Genomic DNA, 18,527 nt, shown 5'->3' with positions numbered 1-18,527 from the left:
TCCCCTATCTGCAGAGCGTCCAATGAAGCCTGTGATCTATGTCGCTGTGCTGCTGGCGGCGCTGTCTGCCACGATCGCCAGCCGGCACGTACCCAAGGGAGGCTTGGAGCTGCGGACGTTTCGGAAGGTGTCCGACGCTGAATTTGCTTTCATGCGCGAGGAAGCCGTTCGACTGGTGCGCGAGGGCCTGGTACAGCACGCGCGCTACGCGGGAGACCGATACTTCGAGGTCAGCTGTGACGGCATACCCGTGATGCTGGTGGATAACTCGTTGGAGCAGCTTGTTATTGTGCTGTACGCGGATAGGGAAATTGATGTTCCCTGCGTTGTGCCGCTGCTATCGCATTGGAGTGGGCGGTTTGTGGCGGAGCGAGCGCGCGCATAACGAATGTGAGTACAGCGGAATGGGAGACCACTCTGGACCACCTCTGCAAGGCCCGCATTATGATGCGACTAGCCGCCACCACTGTGCCCTGCACCTTAATCTCGTGCTGCACACTCTCGTCGTCCGCATGCAGTTGGCTGACGCCAATTGCACCTTAGCCTCCCCTACGCGCCCCAGCCGAAATGCACTTGGCTAAGGAGCTCACGCGGCAGAACGGCGCGCCAGAACAGGGTCTGGGCGACCGGCAGATGGAGGGGCTACTGATGGCGGTACTTTCGCTGACGGTGATGGCCAGCGAGCGGGTGCAGGGGCAGCGGTAGACCCCTGCCACGGCATCCCCTCGATCACGCGCAAGGAGTTTCGCCATGACCAGCGCACTGGCACGCCGGTTGGCCTGCGCCGCGCTAGTGACCGTACTGGCTGTCAGCGGCCGCGCAAGGCCGCCATCCACGGGCTTGGATGACAGCACCGCCGCCACGCTCAAGGGCGCCACCAGTCCCCGCACGATGGGCGACCGCACCCACACGACGCGGCCGGTGGAGACCAATCCGGGCCCGCACCGTTTCATGCTCCCGGGCAACCTCTACTACAACCAAATCGACCCGTTTGCCGGTGGCGGGATGATGCTGGCAGTGTTCTGGAAGGACTTCGATACCCCGCCGCAGGGGGATCATCCTATGCAGTCGGTGGAAGATGGATACCGGCAGGTCTCGATAGAGCCTGCAGTAGGTGGATGGTGCGGGGGCTGCGGATTGTCTGGCGCAGGATTTGGCGGGGCTTGCGACGCTGACGCCGCGCTGGGGGCTGATGCCTGTGCAGTGGATCGCTCGTGGGTGCCTGACGATGTGCGGGAGGTGACGCCGGACTGGTAGGTGGTGCGGGATGGGGATAGACGCGTGAGTACGTTGATCAATTGTGACCCTTGGAAGTACATGCCAGACGATTCACTGATGGAGAGCGGGAAGCCTGTGCGGTCAAGTGGCGATCGCGTAGCGATGTGCCAGCATTCCACGGTGGATGCCGCGAATTGCCTAGCCGTAGAGATGAGCTACGCGTGGGTGCTTCTGGACGACTGCTGGCGATTGGAAACGACCACTCGCGAAACGATGCAACGGCACAACGTCGGCTCCACTCGGCAGGAGTACCCTGGCCCGCGTCACCTTGATGCTGATGCTGACGATCCCAAATCTGTCTGTATCGCGCATGATCAGCACGACATCCCACGCGGTTTCGGCCCAGAATGGATCAAGCTACATTACGGCCTGAAGCTCCGAACAAGCTTCGACCTCAGCCAGATCGAGTGGCAGGCCCCACCTACCAGCCGGACAGGTCCTCTATCTGGCGTCAGGTACCGAGTCGAGTTACAGGAACAGTTCTGCATCCGGGGGATTGGATCAATCAGGCCGAAGTCGAGCAAGTGGCTCAACCGCAGGTTCAGTTTGCAGATGACCTCATTGATTACCAGCTGGAATTTTTGGATGAAGTCGTCGCTACTTTAATCGATCGTTGGCTCGATTCCGTCTTGGTGGGCGAATCTACCTAATCAAACGATCCCTGGCGATCAGCAGTTACGGAGCGCCAAGCGCTGGACCCACAACTAGTATCGGCCAGCGCTTGAATTATGCATCAGGAGAATAACCACCTACACGTCCTGATCACCAATCGCCAGCATTTCCTCCTCCACATCCGTTCTACACTCACGACGGACGTTTAAGCAAATTTCTGGAGCAGCGGAAGATGGGAGACATCCTTACAAAGGAAGCTCGAAGTGAGCGCATGTCACAAATTGGCTCGACCAACACCAAGCCAGAGCTAATCGTTCGCCGAGAATTACACGCGCTTGGATTCAGATTTCGGTTGCATGTGCGCCATCTGCCGGGAAGGCCTGACATTGTGCTACCTAAATTCCGGACCGTAATCTTCGTTCATGGGTGTTTCTGGCATGCGCACCGCTGCCAAAAGGGGCGAATCCCAGCTTCGAACACAACTTTTTGGCGTGAAAAATTTCGATCCAATCAAATCCGAGACGCAAGGGTTACGAGAGAGCTCCGAAGCTTAAATTGGCGAGTTATAAAAGTATGGGAGTGCGAGTTGCGAACTGCGGAGATGCGCAAGAGAACCATTACTCGGGTGGCACGGCTAATTCGTGCCACCCGGCAAAGCCAGTGAACTATGGGCGCGACGCCCTACGACTCCCCGGCAACATCGTAACGGGCAAACTGAACTCTCATCCGTCCATTACCAGTTTTTATAATCGCATCACCCTTACCGGCCAATTGCTCGGCCCCGCCCTCGTCGAGAACCACTCGGCTTTCAGTGGCAGTATTTACCCGAAGTGCGATCTTTCCCGGCAGATTACCCTTGACCACGGTATTAACAACGGACACGACAGGCTTCTGTGTCGACACGATGACATGAATACCTGCGGCACGGGCCTTCTGGGAGATTCTTCGCAAGCTCTGCTCAATCTTCTTCCGCTCGTCATCATCGCTTGTCAGATCAGCATACTCATCAAGCACCAAGATCCAGCGCGCCATTTCTCCGCCAGACGCTTGGTACTCAGAGATACTCCTCACGTGGCCAGGCATGGATTTGAACAACCGGTACCTATCTTCCATTTCATCAACAGCACTAGCAAGGAGCTCCACGGCATCCTCAGCCATGCTGCCAATCGGGCCATCGGTATGCGGCAGCCCCTCGAGGGTGTTGAGTTCCGTCCCCTTAGGATCAATGAGCTTCAGCTTGAGCTCTTCAGATGAATAGAATTTCGCAGCACCATGAAGGATGGTAAGAAGTGCTTCTGACTTACCACTACCTGTCACGCCAGCAATCAACAGGTGAGGTGAATTTGAGCTAGAAAAGTCGATCTCGGCAATTTCACCAGAGGAATCCTCCCCCACCGGAACTACGAAACCTTTGCGCGGGCGCTTCCAGCGCTGCCACATTTCCTCCGCATCTACAAAGTAACGCTCGGAGTCATCCTTCGGGACGGATATAACAATGTTTCCCATATGGGTCGAGCAGCCCAATTGCATATCCGCGGCGAGCCCCATCCTCAGCTTCAGATTTTGGATCTGGGCCTCAACGCGATTTACGGAAACGCCATAGGCCGGCACGACAGAATATTCTACGAATGCGGGCCCCTCTTTGTAGGGCACTCCATCTTTAGGTCGGTTCACCTTTACATGAAATTCCGAAAGAGCCGAGATAAGCTGGTCGTACTTATGCTCTAGCACCTTACTGCTTAGCCTCGTTTCAGCACAATTGGTAGAAGCAGTCGACACCGTTGCAGCGACCTCAGCTACGCCATCGGGAGACTCGCCATTGGGGGGACGACTATCGACATCGGCGATTTTCACATCGAGTTCAACCTCGCCCCCTTTAGCCGGTTCGGGCGAGGCCACTGGCTGGCCGTCAAGCTCATCAGCCTCACGAACCTGGTCTTCGTTCGCCGCCGAAAGCGCTTGAAGAACAACATCGTGACAGCGCCCCACAGCGGAAGCCCCCCAGTAGCTAGAGTCATATTCTGCAGGATTTATGCGGATTTCAATCCGTCGATCTGACTCATCGCCATAGTCGCCACCAAATTCGTCCCAAGTAGCAGTCTCTCCATCCTCAGTTTTGGCGAATGCTTGATACCAAATGAGAATGCCGGTACCAGTGGCGAACTGAGCCCTTCCCTCTGCTACAGACCGAAGGACTTCGACAGCATCGGCGCTCTGGGTGTTGTTCAGCTGCAACCCGGCATCGAGCACTGCAAGTAGTCGCTGCCTAAGCATGGACGCCTTGCTTCCAACTGCTGACGTCACGCCGGCGCAAAGTTCCGCAAGTTGCATCTTATACATCTTGAGCTGTTCGGCATGCTCGCGAAGACGCTCCTCGCCCGCCTTTGGGAACCCTACTTCGCGCTCAGTCTTGACTAGACCGTAATGCTTGATTTCGATTGGAATCAGGTTCACGCGGCACAGGCCGCTGTTCGTACTCTGAGCCGATATCGCGATGAGGTCAGCTCGACGTCGATTGTCCCCCTTTGGATAGCCGACGGTATCCCTAAGGAAAGGATCCACAGCATCGACCGGAAGTACCAGGCGCAATTCTCCTGCTGGGGCTTCATCCACCCAACGCTGTAGAGAACTGAGCGCAAAGAAAAATCCAATCGCGCCAGTTGCCTGATGGTGACCAACAGAAAGTAGAGTGTTTAGGCCAATGGCGCGCTTTGCCAGTGTCGTAACAAGTAGCTTCGCACGCTGCCGTATCTCATCCTCAGACGCAACTGAGTTGAGACGGCTCAACCGATCGCGAATAGCACCACTGAGAGCACCGGGGACGCTCGCGAGGACAAAGTACGGCTGCACCCGCATAGCCCCGCCTCTTCCGGCAGAAACAGTCGTAGCCGGGCGCCAATCCCAAAGTACGTAGCTACCGCCGACATGGCTGGCTACAGCTCCAGCCAGGGACTGCGGATCCACACCAAAGTCTCCGGCGACTAGCCAGTTGGGGTTCGCTGTCGCGCCAGAAAAATTGGGCATTATCTTCACGGCCCATGCTTTGCCGCTATCGCTCTGTTCATACGCAAGCAAAGCCTTGGCGAGTCCACTCTCTCGCGATGCCTCGCTGTTCAAACTGTAGTCGAGAACTGAGTGATTAACGGCACTTTTTCGAACCGGCGTCCTTCGAAGCGGCAGATCAGGCAACCATCCAAGCGACTTCCCTATAAGGGAGAATCCGGCTCTTGCTGCGCCTCCCTCCACAAAGGTGACATGGTTCTCAGCGACATCACCATCTGGTGCGGTGTGCCAGGTGAGATTGAATCCAGGACGTGCCGACAGCAAAGCCTCCCCAAGCCGTCCAAGCGGCGGGATGTCCCCATGTCGATTGACTGAATCCTTGATGTTTACGCTGGAGACACCCTCGAGCTCTGCGCTTGACTCTGCCAATTCCCTGAGCTTGCTAAGGAGCCCCTCATCCATCACGTTGGATCGTCGAGTGGGCACATTGCTAGTTACTGCGATTCTAAGCGTCTGAACTTCTGGCGAAACCCGCAAGAAGTCATCTACAGCAGTAGAAATTGACGAGGGAGTCAGGGATGAAAGCCCCTCTGCTGGGAATCGCTCTCCCTGAAGCCAGTCAGGAATAGCTGGCGATCCCGAAGAAACCGGAACGCTCACATGCCATCCTATATACAGATCGGAAGGCCGAGCATCCACAGGCACCGGCAAGAAGGCCTCCTCTTCCTGGAATGCATCGAGGTTGCTGACCAGTGCAGGGAAGTTGGTGCCATCTAGTAGTGACAGTGAGGCAGAAGGGCTTGCTGAATCGTCATACGCCTCGCGAAGGCCGACCTGAACCTCCCAGCTCCATGCAAGACGAATGGGATGCAAGGGACTCAGCAGGACTGCACAAACTTGCTGTACACCACTACCAACAGGGTACACCGCGACCGAGAAAGGATTCCTGGCCCAGAATCGATCTGAAGGCTGGAGATTGGCCGAGACTGAAAGCACTTCCCTATAAGCCGACAACACGGCCCCGATCCGCTCTCGATCCAGCGAGTCGAGCGGAAGTCGAGACACTGTCAGCTCGCCAGACTTCTCCCTGCCCTCTGTATCGAGCGAGAGCTCTACCAATCCAAGCTCTGCGTACGATTCACGCAGCCTTTTGTACTCAGGCAGCTCGAGCAGAGCAGCACTAGGTTGAGCAGGATATATGTCCAAGCGACCAGCCAGGCTCGTAGCAGCCTTTGTGCCGGGACAGATAGTCTCGAATTGCTCAGCAACTTTGGAACTACTTGCTTGAATTGCGCCCAGTGCGTGCCCTTCAGCTAGTTCTCTGATGATGCAATTGAACTCTGCCTCGAGCTTGCCAAGCACCGAAGGCTCGAGCAGCCTATCTGTCGCAGGGCGTGCACCAGTAGCTGCGGCTACGAAAGGAGAGAGAGGCCTTGCCGCCGTAGATGCAACGTCGAGCAAAATTTTCAGGTTGCAACCAGGGTCAGGCTTGGGCTTGAGTTCAACAGTCGACGTGAGGTCTTCAGTGCCAATAGCGAATGCACCATCCGCACTTGACCATGACGAGCACTCAAGATGCTCGTCGCCCAGTTGCCAAGTGGACTGATCGAACGGGAGCTCATGTCCCCATGCAAGAGCAAATTCATAGCGAGATGGTTTGTTGACAAGAAGGGTCGCCTCCATTGCCCCATGAGCGTCGACAACGCAGAAGCGTGGCGCCTGACGTTTTGATGACTCTTCCTTCAGCCAAAGCGCACACTCAGATGAGCGAATCTGCACAAACTTCAGAGGCTCCACCTTTCGGAGGTAATCAGGAGCCTCCAGCAATATAGCAGGGTCGCTCTGCTTCGCTTTTCCAGTCTTGATGGTGAGGTCGCCCAGCAGGTGCATGCTCCCTGCGACCTTGACAGCAGACTTAAGCGTGAATGAAGAGCCTCGATAAGTTCCGACGCCTTGCACTCTTACTTGTGGAAGCTCAACACCATCGAGCACGGCAGAAGGCACTTCAGCACCGTCAGAGAGCGGAACGACGATCTCGATATTGAGGTACGTAGAAGAGCGCGAACCCGGTTCAAACTGGTCTCCGGCTGTCGCGATTAGTACTGGTACGGCATTCGGGAACGGAGAAGGTAGCGTTTTTCCATTTCGCCGCATCTCCATCTGCATGCGGTCATTTCTACTAGACGACTTGAACGTCGCTTCGTCGATCGCCGCCCAGCCCTCTGTCTTGAGCTCCTGATCAGCAGTTGCAGATGCAGCGACTCGCGCCACCGCCGAGCCGCTGTCGTACTCTGAGCTCTCAACAACGTTTGCCCAATCGATTTTCTCCAGCGTCTTCGCGCCAGAAGCCTCGTCACCCAGCATCCCGAGGCGACCGAGCTCTACACGAATGCCATCCGCATCGATCCAATCGCTTTCGAGCTTCCGAACGTAGTCTTTGGGCGCGATAGCAAGGCCATCGGAGGAGGCAGGATTCGGCAAGCCCGCGGCGCCGTACAAGAACGCTCCCGTCCTGGAGCCACGCCCCCCTGCGAATGCCACAACATTCTCGGCCCACTGCTTAACGTGCAGCCACCAGTCGCGGGAAACGCTTGCCTGCCCACCGACGGAGAGCTCGTAAGCATCCGCGAGAAATTTCACAATCCCCCGGGTGACTGAAGCAAGTTGCTCATGTGAGATTTCGAGGGAACTACACTCCTCGATGAGGACAACCGCCAGAGCAGCTGAGAAGTCTTCAAGTGTTGCTACTCCAGCTCCTGCCTCGCCAGACTGGATGGAGGGGAAACCACTGCTAAGAAGTAGGGGGTAGACGCTGCTATAGGTGGACATCCCTCGATTCTTGCTCGCATATGTCACTGCGAGATGCCGCCCTTGACGGAACATCGCAAGCTCGCGGAAATCCACGCGAGGCATGATTTCCTTGACGTCATCCCGCGCCTCATGAACGAACATCGCGAATTTGATTTCTTGAACAATCCGCTCGTTTGCCCCGTCAACAATTTCCCGCACGAAACTTGGCGGCAGGTCATCCGGCAGCTCCAGCATAAGCTGGCCACCCATACCTTCAGCGATGAGCGCAATTGCCTTGCCTATCAATGGCATGCTAGTTCCCCCCAATACCCAAATTAATCTGTATCCCCTCGTCGCCATCTGAAGCACTGACGCAGAGCCCTGCGCGCTCCAGCTCGGCAAGAAGGAAGTCAATTCGCGGTTTCAGCCCCAGCGAATCAAGTTGCCTCTGTACGTCACCAAGGCGTAGCTCTTGCGTGGGAGAGGAGGTGGAAACTGCTGCCATGACAACAATCCACTCCGGCCCTGGCGATACATGAGTGTAGTTCCTACTGATCCTTCTCAATAGCGCATGATGATCTGGAACATCGGACGCACTACGTTCGATTAGCGAATAGCGCACTGTCTCAACGAGGTTAGTCGTGCCAGATACGTCTCCGACCTCCAGTTTTTCCCTGAGCGCCGCAGAGTGGTCGTGCCTCAGCAGGTTAATTACGTCAACAAGATTTCTGCAGGGGTCGCCTTCTCCTTCTAGCACCTCGCCAAGGGCTTTGCGATATGCCGACCCTTGAATCAATGCCTGTTTTATCCCAGGCATGACATCCATTTGAGCAATGCTCCCTTTTTGGTACGCAATCAGCGGCCGCGTTGGTACAAGCGCACTTCGCGCGACAGCAGAGGGTTCGCGCGTACCATCTCTAACGCCGCGAACCAGTTCCGCAAAGAAATTTGCCTCCCACAGGAAGGAGAACCCCAGCGCATTGCGCAGCACACAAACCGCCCACGCCGCCCACTTCCTTGGCGTCAATGCTGTGTACCAACTTTCAGAGCACAGTCTGTCCCAGCTGTCGCGGAACCAGGAGAATGGCGTTCCAATCTGTTTCGCAATCACGTCCTCATGCCACCAGGAAGGCAGGGCCGTCGATTGGGCTCCCTCGTGTAGCTGCACTGTAGTCGGCGGCCAGTCTGCAGGCAGGAATTCGCTCAGAGTCGTTTTTGCCAGCGCAGCCTCTATGCGACTCAGTGTAGGATCGGCCGCATAGTGAGTTGCAACTTTGAACCAAAGCTCGGATGCAGATCCCTCACCCCCTCCAAGCGTGTACATCGTATTTAGAAGACTGGCAAAGTTAGGGGGATTTGGTGCACCTAGACCTCCCGCAGGATCCTGAAGCAATGCGCCACACAGGCCGATAGCAGACGATGCGTATCCGACCCCCTTTTCAGCACGCGCACCCATCAATGAATCCGTAACAGCCTCAACGACGAATTCAGGAAGTGTCCCGTCGTGAATGACGAATCCCTTCTTCTTTAGGATTTCTGAAAACTTTGTCAGATCCTCACCTACAGGCCTGGTAGGGTGAGTATTGAACTTGGATGCTGATGGCCGTGTTAAGTTGTTGCTGTCCTTTCTAACGTATATCAGCCCCGTATTGCGGGGAGCACTGGCTGGCCTAGGTATTACCGACCATGCCAAAGCCGAGAGAAGAATTTCCGGGCTCGATGGATACTGCGGTCGCCTTAGCTCAGGGAAATAATTACTCATCTCTCAACTTCCTTGTAGGTTCCATTGGCCACAACCGCAAGTCTTCGCTGCGTTCGATCAATTGCAGCCATGCTTGAAGACCTGCATCTTTCGATGCGTGGCTCAATGTAAGTCGTGGATTCGGTCTGGCCACAGAGTCCCTGGTTAAACGCCTGCGCCTCTCGAATCAGTGCGAAGTCAAGCACAAGCTGGCCAATCGGCGCTGGATTACCTGCGATGTAACATTCGATAACCAACCTGCTTCCCTGCCTTCGGACCTGAAGGCTTACACTCGCGACGGAAACGATCTCAACGAGCTTTGGCTGCACTTGTTCCTTAACAGAAGATACAGGCTCCGCCCTAACGGAGAAGGCGGGCAACAGCATGCTACTGGCGGGACCGTCAGGATGCGGAGGAAATATAAGCGCGCTGATCGACTGCTCGAGCTCGATTGGGAGCCTCGCGGATCCAGAGATGCAGGATCGATGGCATCTCCGCCACTCTTCTATTACATTGACGTTTCCATAGGCACCTCGCGCCACACCTACCAGTCGCGCGACGTATGCGCCGTACCAAGAAATCAGTCTGCGACGTTCGATGTCATTACACTTCGGACTATCTACGTATTCGAGCAGAGTCCTTTCCAGGTATTCGTCAAACTTAGACCAGACATTAGGAACATCGGGTATCTTCAAGAGCTCTCTGCTAGGAAGCTCGCCCATTGCTATGCACTGCATAGCTGCTTCCACGCTTTTCGAGTCAGCGCTTCTCCATACAGCAGGATCAACCAATGCCAGCCCGGCGTGGATCGGAGTCGCAGGTGGAAACTCGGTGCCGTCAAGCTCTATCTGTGGAACTGGAGAACGGAAGACTGCGCAGTGTGCGCGATGCTTTGAGAGCGAAATAACTGCGGCAAGCCGGCCTCGAGCATCGGGGCAGTTGGTCGCAACGCCTATTAGCGAATCCAAATACTCCAGAATTTCTTGGTTTTTTGATCCAAGATTTACCCTTGGACCTAACAGCGACATAGCTGCAGCACCCCATACGTCTCGATAGCTATACAACCGACCTGACGCGATCTCTGCAGATGACATCAGCTGCTGCCAAGAGCTCTGACCCGTTTGAGATTGCCACTGGATGATATTGGAGCGAATCGGGCACAAGTCCGGTCGTTCTCCTTCCACACCATCAAATCTGGCGAGTAGCTCTGCGAACAGTGCCTGGCCACGGGAGTGTCCAGCACTGCCATCCAGCTCGAAGAGCGAGTAAGAATCCACGGCAAGGGAAAGCAACCTTACGCGACGACCCGCAAGTACAAATTCCAACTCTCGTGTAGCACTCTGAACGTCGTGCTGCTGGGCCCTCAGCTCAGTCGCACCGATCTGATCGAACCTCAGATCTTCAGGATTCGCTAGCCATCGAAGGATCGAGAATGAAAGCGAAGGCTCAGCACCCTGAACCTCTTGCAGCCCACGAATCTCGTCGGCCACGATGCCTCGATTGACGCAACAGAAGCTGCGCACCAGCATTTTGGAGGATTGCTCGAACCAGTCGAGCAGATCGGTTGCCAAAGCAATCTCTTGATTCTCGTAATCGCCCCTGGGCGCGATGGTCGCATCATTCAGCAGATAGTACTTGGCGCCATCAACGGTCGCAGTGTAGGTTCGCTGCGCCAGCGCGTCTGGATTTTCGTTGCGAAGCCCAAGGCGCTCACCCAGCTCTCTTGCTGCGAATGATTTTCCGTTTCCAGCACCTCCCATAAGGAAGACCACCTCCATCGCCACTTCCGGCGATGGATTTGTACTAAAGCGATCAATTGCGGCTTGAACTCCCGGAAGAAGTGCCGCTCGAGGCCACCATTTATCATCCGGCTTCTCGGGCTTGGCAGCGACGTCTTCGCCGCCAAATGCTCTCCCCTGCAGACGTTCCAATCCATCGCTGATGGCTGTAGCGCGCACGCATTCAAACTTACGATCTGATGATGTATCCATAACCCCCCCCTGCTCCTTAATCCATGGAAATTCACGTTCGCTTTGGGCTACCGCTTCGCAAGAAGGATTCCCGCCAAGTTCTTTCCGATTTCCCGAGCGAGCGGCACCGGTACCGCATTGCCAATTTGGGTGTATTTCGGCAGTTCTCTGAAGTGAATTCCTTCTTGAGGATTTCCTGCGCGTCGAATCCCGCCCGTGGTCCGCTTCCCACGGAACTGGTACCAGTCGGGGAAACCCTGAAGTCGCGCCCATTCTCGTACAGTCAGCGTTCGCGCTTGTTTGAAGTGAACGTAGTCATCGGGTAGGGAGGTCGCTGTGATCATTGGCCCTTTAGCGCCCCAAATTGGAGGCAGCAGACGTTGGGCAAATTTCTTCGTCCCTACGTAGTGGTCACCATTGATCATTGCCTGAAACTTCGCCTTCACGTGGTCACTATGCTTACTATATTCATGATCCGTCAGAGGCGCGCCTAATTCAGCCACCTCACCAGAAAGTTTTTTCCTGAGTAGATACTGGATATCAGCCGAAGGCCCTTTCGGATAGACAGCGGTCTGCCCGCCATTTGTATACTCTGGATCTATTAAATCGCCAAGAAGATCCATCAGATCTGGGGCTCCACCGATCGGCCGAGGCAAAAAACCAAGACCGATGGCGGTGTCGTCTATTTCATCGATACAGTCGACGCGAGTAGCCGCGCCCGCAATGTCGTCGCGGATTCCAACGAGCATTACTCGCGGCCGATTCTGCGCAACCCCATAATCCTTTGCATGTAGCAATTGGGAAGCAATTCTATAGTTGCCAATGCGTGCGAATGCACGCTTGACCGCCCACCAAATTTCGCCAGGCTCCCCTTCGGGAGTCCAACGCGCAGTAAGCAAGCCCCTCACGTTCTCAAAGACGAACGCCTTGGGCTGAAGGTGGCGAATGATGCTCGCCATGTCCTTGAAAAGATGATTGGATGGGATGTCATGCTTGTCTACGGAGTAGGAACGACGATGGCCGATTCCTGAGAAACCCTGACAAGGAGGCCCGCCGACGATAAGGTCGATCTCCCCGTGTTTTATTCCGAAAGTCGACTCGAATCTGGACTCCAGATCATCGAGGTAGGACTTCCTCGTCATTTTTCGCGCATCAGAAGAGCTAAATGGATTTAGCCAACGCGATTCATCCATTCCTTCTCGAAAATGAGCGTAGCGATCTCGCCTATTTACGAGGTAGGTGCTGCGGGCATCGTCATTAAGCTCGTTGACGAAGATTGGCGTGAATCCCGCCTCTTCAAGACCAAGTCCGAAGCCGCCACAGCCTGCGAACAGGTCAACAACACTCAAAAAGTTCTTCTGCAAGATCTTCCCCAATCGCCGCGTCGAGATGGAGCTCGCCGCAACATAATTCACTCGCCCACGGTCTCGGTCCATGCATAGCGAGCTGGCGATACGACACCCCAATCGAAAGGATGACTCACGTAGCAGCGCTCCCTGACCATAACCCTGGGGCCGCCTGCGCCGGCGCCTTCCGGAAGGAGGCCGCATCAGTCACAGTCTGGCGTATTTTGACAGGACAGTTGAGGCCGGGCTAGCCCGTTGGAATGGCGCTGACGCCATCAGTACGTTGGCCAGCGTATACCCTTGGCCCAGTTCTGGCCAGATATGAAATTCACGAGTGCCCCGTGAGCCTGTCATTCCAAATTACACCTCGCCGTCTAGAGAAGGTGCTGCTGGTGAGCTTGTACGAGTCCTGCTCGTCATCAACATCAGTTCGGTCAAAGGCCTCTGCTTGGCACCAGACGTCGACCGTTGCCCGTGCGGATGGGGTCGTGATGACTGAACTACAACCGCACTCACGTTTTGTCGTTAAGGCTGCAAGGCAATCAGCCCATTGATCTCGCCGGTGGCTTCAGAGAAAGTGCCGTCACCTAGATTGCCCGGCGGGGAGTTGTTCGCAGAGGGAGACCTTCTTCATGATCAGCGGAGACACCCCTAGCAAGAACAGGTGGCCTGGCCGGATCAGTTGATCTGCGCGAAGTGACTCTTGGGCGCCCGCTCCAATGCATTTCTAGACGCTTAGACGTCACAAGGTTGGCAGACATCCTTTCACTAGGTTCCCGCACCAAAAACAGCAAGGGCGACCAGTGGCCGCCCTTGCTGCAGATCGTCATCAATTAATCAACTAATTGACCGTATCAAACCCCAACAGGGTTAGCCTTCTCCGGATCAATCTTGTACTGCTTGATCGCCCGGGCCACGTCCTTCCCAGTCATCTTCCCATCCTTAGCCAGCGCCGCAATTGCGGCATGCGCGATGTAGTACCGGTCAACCTCAAAGAACCGGCGCAGGTTCGCACGCGTGTCCGAACGACCGAAACCATCCGTACCCAGCACCGTGTAGCTCATCGGCACGAACGCACGGATCTGGTCCGCATACGCACGCACATAGTCGGTAGCGGCAATCGCCGGGCCCTGGCGGCCTTCCAGCAGCTCGGTCACGTAGGCCTTGCGCTGCTCACCTTCCGGATGCAGGCGGTTGGCACGCTCCACGTCGAAACCATCGCGACGCAGTTCGTTGAAGCTCGGGCAGCTCCAGATGTCGGCGGTCACGCCGAAGTCCTTGTCCAGCAGCTCGGCCGCGGCAATCGCTTCGCGCAGGATGGTGCCCGAACCCAGCAGCTGCACGCGCAGCTCGCCCTTCTTCGGCTTGCCGGCGTCGGTCAGCAGGTACATGCCCTTGACGATGCCTTCGGCCGCGCCTTCCGGCATTTCCGGGTGGGTGTAGTTCTCGTTCATCAGGGTGACGTAGTAATACTCGTCCACCTGGTCTTCCATCATGCGCTTGGTGCCGTGCTGCAGAACCACCGTCACTTCGAAGCCGAAGGTCGGGTCGTAGCTGCGCACGTTCGGGATGCCACCGGCCACCAGATGGCTGAAGCCATCTTCGTGCTGCAGGCCTTCACCGTTCAGCGTGGTGCGGCCGGCGGTGCCACCCAGCAGGAAGCCGCGGGTACGCATGTCAGCTGCCTGCCAGGCGATGTCGCCCACGCGCTGGAAGCCGAACATCGAGTAGTAGATGTAGAACGGCAGCATCGGCACGTTGCTGACCGAGTAGCTGGTACCAGCCGCCATCCACGAACTGATCGCACCCGGCTCGCTGATGCCCTGCTGCAGCACCTGGCCGCTCTGGTCTTCGCGGTAGAACATCAGCTGGTCCGCGTCCACCGGCTTGTACTTCTGGCCGAACGGCGCGTAGATGCCGATCTGGCGGAACAGGCCTTCCATACCGAAGGTACGGGCTTCGTCGGCCACGATCGGCACGATGTGCGGGCCCAGTTCCTTGTCACGCAGGGTGATGTTCAGGCTCTGCACGAAGGCCATGGTGGTGGAGTAGCTGCGCTCGCCGCTGCTCTTCAGCAGGCGATCGTAGGCTTCCAGCTTCGGCGCCACGAAGGTCTTGTCGGCCTTGCGGCGGCGCTGCGGCAGGTAACCGCCCAGCGCAGCACGGCGTTCCTGCAGGTACTGCACTTCCGGCGAATCCGGGCCCGGGTGGTAGAACGGCACCTGGCCATCGGCCAGCTGCGCGTCGGTCACCGGAATGTTGAAGCGGTCGCGGAAGTGGCGCACCGCTTCGTCGTCCAGCTTTTTGGTCTGGTGGGTCGGGTTCAGTGCCTCACCGGCGCTGCCCATGCCGTAACCCTTCACGGTCTTGGCCAGGATGACGGTCGGCATGCCCTTGGTGTTCACGGCCTGGTGGTAGGCGGCGTACACCTTGTGCGGGTCGTGGCCACCACGGTTCAGGCGCCAGATGTCGTCGTCGCTCAGGCCGGCCACCATCGCAGCGGTTTCCGGGTACTTGCCGAAGAAATGCTCGCGGGTATACGCGCCGCCGAAGGCCTTGCAGTTCTGGTATTCGCCGTCGACGGTTTCCATCATCAGCTTCTTCAGGACGCCGTCGCTGTCCTTGGCCAGCAGGGCATCCCAGTAACCGCCCCACAGCAGCTTGATCACGTTCCAGCCGCCGCCACGGAACACGCCTTCCAGTTCCTGGATGATCTTGCCGTTGCCGCGCACCGGGCCGTCCAGGCGCTGCAGGTTGCAGTTCACCACGAAGATCAGGTTGTCCAGGCCTTCACGGCCGGCCAGGGCGATGGCACCCAGGGTTTCCGGTTCGTCGCTCTCGCCGTCGCCGATGAAGCACCACACCTTGCGGTCGGACTTCTCGATCAGGCCACGGTTTTCCAGGTAGCGCATGAACTGCGCCTGGTAGATGGCGGCCAGCGGGCCCAGGCCCATCGACACGGTCGGGGTCTGCCAGTACTCCGGCATCAGCCACGGGTGCGGGTACGAGGACAGGCCACCGCCGTCCACTTCCATGCGGAACTTGTCCAGCTGCTCTTCGCTGATGCGGCCTTCCAGGAAGGAACGCGCGTAGATGCCCGGGGCGCTGTGGCCCTGGATGAACAGCAGGTCGCCCGGGTGGTTTTCGCTCGGGGCGCGCCAGAAGTGGTTGAAGCCCACGTCGTACAGGGTGGCGCCGGAGGCGAACGAGGCGATGTGGCCGCCCAGGTCACCCGGCTTGCGGTTGGCGCGCACCACGGTGGCCATCGCGTTCCAGCGGATGATCGAACGGATGCGCCATTCCAGCTCGGCATTGCCCGGGCTCTTGGCCTCGAACTGCGGCTCGATGGTGTTGACGTACTCGGTGGTGGGAGAGAACGGCAGGTAGGCGCCCGAACGACGGGTCAGTTCCACCATGCCTTCCAGCAGCTGATGCGCGCGCTCGGAGCCCTCGACATCAATAACGGCCTTCAACGACTCGATCCACTCCTGGGTTTCCACAGGATTCGGGTCGTTGTTCAGCACCTCGTTCAACCAGTTCATTAGCGCTCCCATAACCGCACGCACGCGCGCGACTGTTGTATAGATTTCTAGACCGCAAAGTGTAGCGCACCAAGGGCTTTCGTCACTTGGCTACGCTGGCGTATGGATGCAACCAGCCAGTGTCCGCAAGGGGCTTGCCAGACCGTGCGAGGGCGCACTGGCGGGGCTTGGCGGCTGCGCGGGGTGTCGCTTCCGGACCGCTGCGCCCATGTGCAGGACGCAGTGTTACTGCTGCCGATGACGGTTGTGGGGCAGCGTGGCAGGCCTGCTCGCGAGCGCCCCGGCGCTGGCGCTGAACCGGTGACAACGTGTCGCACCCGCCTCTGGATCGGCCCCCGCCCTGCCCTCAGGGTAGGCCTCGAGTGTTGGCCTCGCCCGCCTCGGTCCGCCGTCTGGCCCTGCCTCGCTCCCTTCCACAGCTTCGCCCGGGGCGCCTCACAAGGGGCGCCCCTTTTGCTGTGCGCGTGCCCGGCCGTGGCCCAAAACTGACCTGCTTGTGGCCGGATCGATGATTGTCGTCTTCGATATATCGATATATCGTTTGCACACTCGTTTACCGATATATCGAAATGAGCCGCACCGCCTCTCCCAGAACCCGTTCCACCGATTCGACGGTGCCGCGCCGCAACGGCCAGCCACGCGTGCTCAGCCGCGGCGACCTGCGCCTGCTGGTGCTGGCCCTGATCGGCGAACAGCCGCGCCATGGCTACGAGCTGATGCAGCTGATCAGCAACCAGTTCATGCAGGCTTACACGCCCAGCGCCGGCACCATGTACCCGCTGCTGGCCAGCTTCGAGCAGGCCGGCTGGATCGAGGCCGAGGAAGTGGACGGCAAGCGGATCTTCCGCATCACCACCGCCGGCGAGTTCGAGCTGAAGGTGCAGCGCACCCAGGTGCGCCTGGCGCAGCGGCGTGCCTTCGACCGCGCCCGCGAGATCACCAAGGCCTCGCTGCCGCCGCCGCTGGCCGGTGCCCTGCGCGAGTTCAAGCGGGCGCTGGTGCATCACCACGGCCGCTGGGCCGAGGGCGAGGCGGAAGAAGTAGCGGCGCTGCTGACGCGGGCGTCCGCGCTGCTCAACGGTACGGCCGGTAGCGAGAGCCATCCCTTTTCAACGACCCAGCCAGACTGACTCCAGCCAGGTCGCCCCTACGCCGCGCGCCCCCGCGCGACACCTTTGCAGGTAACCCCATGACCGAACACAACAACACGCGCCTGCGCCTGGATGTGCGCTTCCGTGAACTGACCGTGCTGCGCACCGAAGAGGTCACCCCACACATGCGCCGCGTGGTGCTGGGTGGCGACGATCTGGCCGGATTCGATTCGCCCGGTGCCGACGACCACATCAAGCTGTTCTTCCCCAACGCCAGCGGCGAGATGGTGCTGCCGGTGGTCACTGCCGAAGGCCGCAGCTATCCGGCCGGCAAGGAGCCCTCACCGGCCCGCGACTACACGCCGCGCTGGTGGGACCACGAAACCGGCGAGCTGGCCATCGACTTCGTGCTGCACGACCAGGGCATTGCCGGGCCGTGGGCCGAGCAGGCCAAGGCTGGCGACACGCTGGTGATCGGCGGCCCGCGCGGCTCGTTCGTGGTGGCCGACAGCTACGACGCCTATGTGCTGATTGGCGATGAAACCGCGCTGCCGGCCATCGCCCGCTGGCTGGACGTGCTGCCGGAGGATGCCGAGGTGCAGGCCTTCATCGAAGTGAGCGATGAAGCCGAACGCCAGGACCTGCCGCAGTACGAGAACGTGCGCATCCACTGGCTGGAACGCAACGGCTTCCCCGCGGCCAGCAGCACGCTGCTGGAAGACATGCTGACCGACTTCGAAGCACCGGACGGCGATGTCTTCTACTGGATCGCCACCGAATCGCGCCGCGCCCGGATGATGCGCAAGTTCATCGAAGGCCACCTGGGCGTGCCGCGCGACTGGATCCGTTCGACCGGCTACTGGAAGGCCCACCCGGACGAAACCGACGGCGATTGACCGGGCAGCCGGTGGGTGCGGACCGTTGGTCCGCACGCCCTCCGATGGGTAGTGCCGGCCGCTGGCCGGCAACCTCATGAACCTTCGGCAGGAACCTGCAACTGCCGGCCAGCGGCCGGCACTACCGCGCTGGATGCCACCTGCAGCGCGAAGATCGACAGCGGCAGCAGCCCGAAACCCGCACGCATCGCGCTGCGCGCGATGAGTCGAGCATGGCTCGACTCTACAGGGGCTCCGCCGCCGCTCATGCACCTTCTT

The 18,527-nt window shown here is 58.3% G+C and carries 10 protein-coding genes and 2 pseudogenes; 6 read left to right on the top strand and 6 right to left on the bottom strand.

All coding sequences use genetic code 11. The features are described 5' to 3' along the window. Positions 1-22 precede the first annotated feature (22 nt). The 4 genes and pseudogenes from N5D91_RS09865 (at position 23) to N5D91_RS09850 (ending at position 2,554) form a co-directional block, all read left to right on the top strand. A complete protein-coding gene (locus N5D91_RS09865) occupies positions 23-385 on the top strand; it encodes a hypothetical protein (protein ID WP_180854874.1) in 363 nt (120 codons plus the stop codon). Between the two features lie 127 nt (positions 386-512). Then, a pseudogene (locus tag N5D91_RS09860) lies at positions 513-705 on the top strand (hypothetical protein); the annotation flags it as partial. Between the two features lie 45 nt (positions 706-750). After that, on the top strand, positions 751-1,257 hold the full coding sequence (locus tag N5D91_RS09855) for a hypothetical protein (protein WP_180854875.1): 507 nt from the start codon (positions 751-753) through the stop codon (positions 1,255-1,257). 865 nt (positions 1,258-2,122) lie between these two features. Further along, on the top strand, positions 2,123-2,554 hold the full coding sequence (locus N5D91_RS09850) for a very short patch repair endonuclease (protein ID WP_180854876.1): 432 nt from the start codon (positions 2,123-2,125) through the stop codon (positions 2,552-2,554). A gap of 17 nt (positions 2,555-2,571) precedes the next feature. Here N5D91_RS09850 and N5D91_RS09845 read toward each other — a convergent pair whose 3' ends face one another. The 5 genes from N5D91_RS09845 to aceE all read right to left on the bottom strand — a co-directional run bounded on the left by N5D91_RS09845 (position 2,572) and on the right by aceE (position 16,282). Continuing rightward, positions 2,572-7,995, bottom strand: a complete 5,424-nt coding sequence (locus N5D91_RS09845) for an FtsK/SpoIIIE domain-containing protein (RefSeq protein ID WP_180854877.1) — start codon at positions 7,993-7,995, stop codon at positions 2,572-2,574. Position 7,996: 1 nt separating this feature from the next. Then, positions 7,997-9,445 (bottom strand): hypothetical protein, encoded by a 1,449-nt coding sequence (locus N5D91_RS09840; RefSeq protein ID WP_180854878.1) that lies wholly within the window; start codon positions 9,443-9,445, stop codon positions 7,997-7,999. Further along, positions 9,442-11,415, bottom strand: coding sequence for a hypothetical protein (locus N5D91_RS09835; RefSeq protein ID WP_180854879.1), 1,974 nt, complete (start codon positions 11,413-11,415; stop codon positions 9,442-9,444). The genes N5D91_RS09840 and N5D91_RS09835 overlap by 4 nt, the downstream gene beginning before the upstream one ends. Before the next feature lie 47 nt (positions 11,416-11,462). Next, on the bottom strand, positions 11,463-12,758 hold the full coding sequence (locus N5D91_RS09830; RefSeq protein WP_219635123.1) for a DNA cytosine methyltransferase: 1,296 nt from the start codon (positions 12,756-12,758) through the stop codon (positions 11,463-11,465). A gap of 836 nt (positions 12,759-13,594) precedes the next feature. Then, on the bottom strand, positions 13,595-16,282 hold the full coding sequence (gene aceE, locus N5D91_RS09825) for a pyruvate dehydrogenase (acetyl-transferring), homodimeric type (protein WP_180854881.1): 2,688 nt from the start codon (positions 16,280-16,282) through the stop codon (positions 13,595-13,597). A 569-nt stretch (positions 16,283-16,851) separates the two neighbouring features. Here aceE and N5D91_RS09820 point away from each other — a divergent pair. Both N5D91_RS09820 and N5D91_RS09815 read left to right on the top strand, forming a co-directional pair. Then, complete coding sequence (locus N5D91_RS09820; RefSeq protein ID WP_153856160.1) at positions 16,852-17,412, top strand: PadR family transcriptional regulator; 561 nt, start codon at positions 16,852-16,854, stop codon at positions 17,410-17,412. 59 nt (positions 17,413-17,471) lie between these two features. Beyond that, the gene (locus N5D91_RS09815) at positions 17,472-18,269 is read left to right on the top strand and encodes a siderophore-interacting protein (protein WP_164161733.1); all 798 of its coding nucleotides are present in this window, start codon (positions 17,472-17,474) and stop codon (positions 18,267-18,269) included. A 74-nt stretch (positions 18,270-18,343) separates the two neighbouring features. On the opposite strand, the pseudogene N5D91_RS09810 reads toward N5D91_RS09815, so the two are convergent. Beyond that, a pseudogene (locus N5D91_RS09810) lies at positions 18,344-18,527 on the bottom strand (hypothetical protein); the annotation flags it as partial.

It is taken from the genome of Stenotrophomonas sp. GD03794, from assembly GCF_029842145.1.
Classification (GTDB): domain Bacteria; phylum Pseudomonadota; class Gammaproteobacteria; order Xanthomonadales; family Xanthomonadaceae; genus Stenotrophomonas; species Stenotrophomonas riyadhensis.
This window is presented reverse-complemented; position numbering and strand designations above follow the sequence as displayed.

What these genes read in the sequence shown, in the direction of transcription:
- N5D91_RS09865 (WP_180854874.1), top strand. Translation starts at nt 23, where the DNA reads ATGAAGCCTGTGATCTATGTCGCTGTGCTGCTGGCGGCGCTGTCTGCC.
- N5D91_RS09855 (WP_180854875.1), top strand. Translation starts at nt 751, where the DNA reads ATGACCAGCGCACTGGCACGCCGGTTGGCCTGCGCCGCGCTAGTGACC.
- N5D91_RS09850 (WP_180854876.1), top strand. Translation starts at nt 2,123, where the DNA reads ATGGGAGACATCCTTACAAAGGAAGCTCGAAGTGAGCGCATGTCACAA.
- N5D91_RS09845 (WP_180854877.1), bottom strand. Translation starts at nt 7,995, where the DNA reads ATGCCATTGATAGGCAAGGCAATTGCGCTCATCGCTGAAGGTATGGGT.
- N5D91_RS09840 (WP_180854878.1), bottom strand. Translation starts at nt 9,445, where the DNA reads ATGAGTAATTATTTCCCTGAGCTAAGGCGACCGCAGTATCCATCGAGC.
- N5D91_RS09835 (WP_180854879.1), bottom strand. Translation starts at nt 11,415, where the DNA reads ATGGATACATCATCAGATCGTAAGTTTGAATGCGTGCGCGCTACAGCC.
- aceE (WP_180854881.1), bottom strand. Translation starts at nt 16,282, where the DNA reads ATGAACTGGTTGAACGAGGTGCTGAACAACGACCCGAATCCTGTGGAA.
- N5D91_RS09820 (WP_153856160.1), top strand. Translation starts at nt 16,852, where the DNA reads ATGAGCCGCACCGCCTCTCCCAGAACCCGTTCCACCGATTCGACGGTG.
- N5D91_RS09815 (WP_164161733.1), top strand. Translation starts at nt 17,472, where the DNA reads ATGACCGAACACAACAACACGCGCCTGCGCCTGGATGTGCGCTTCCGT.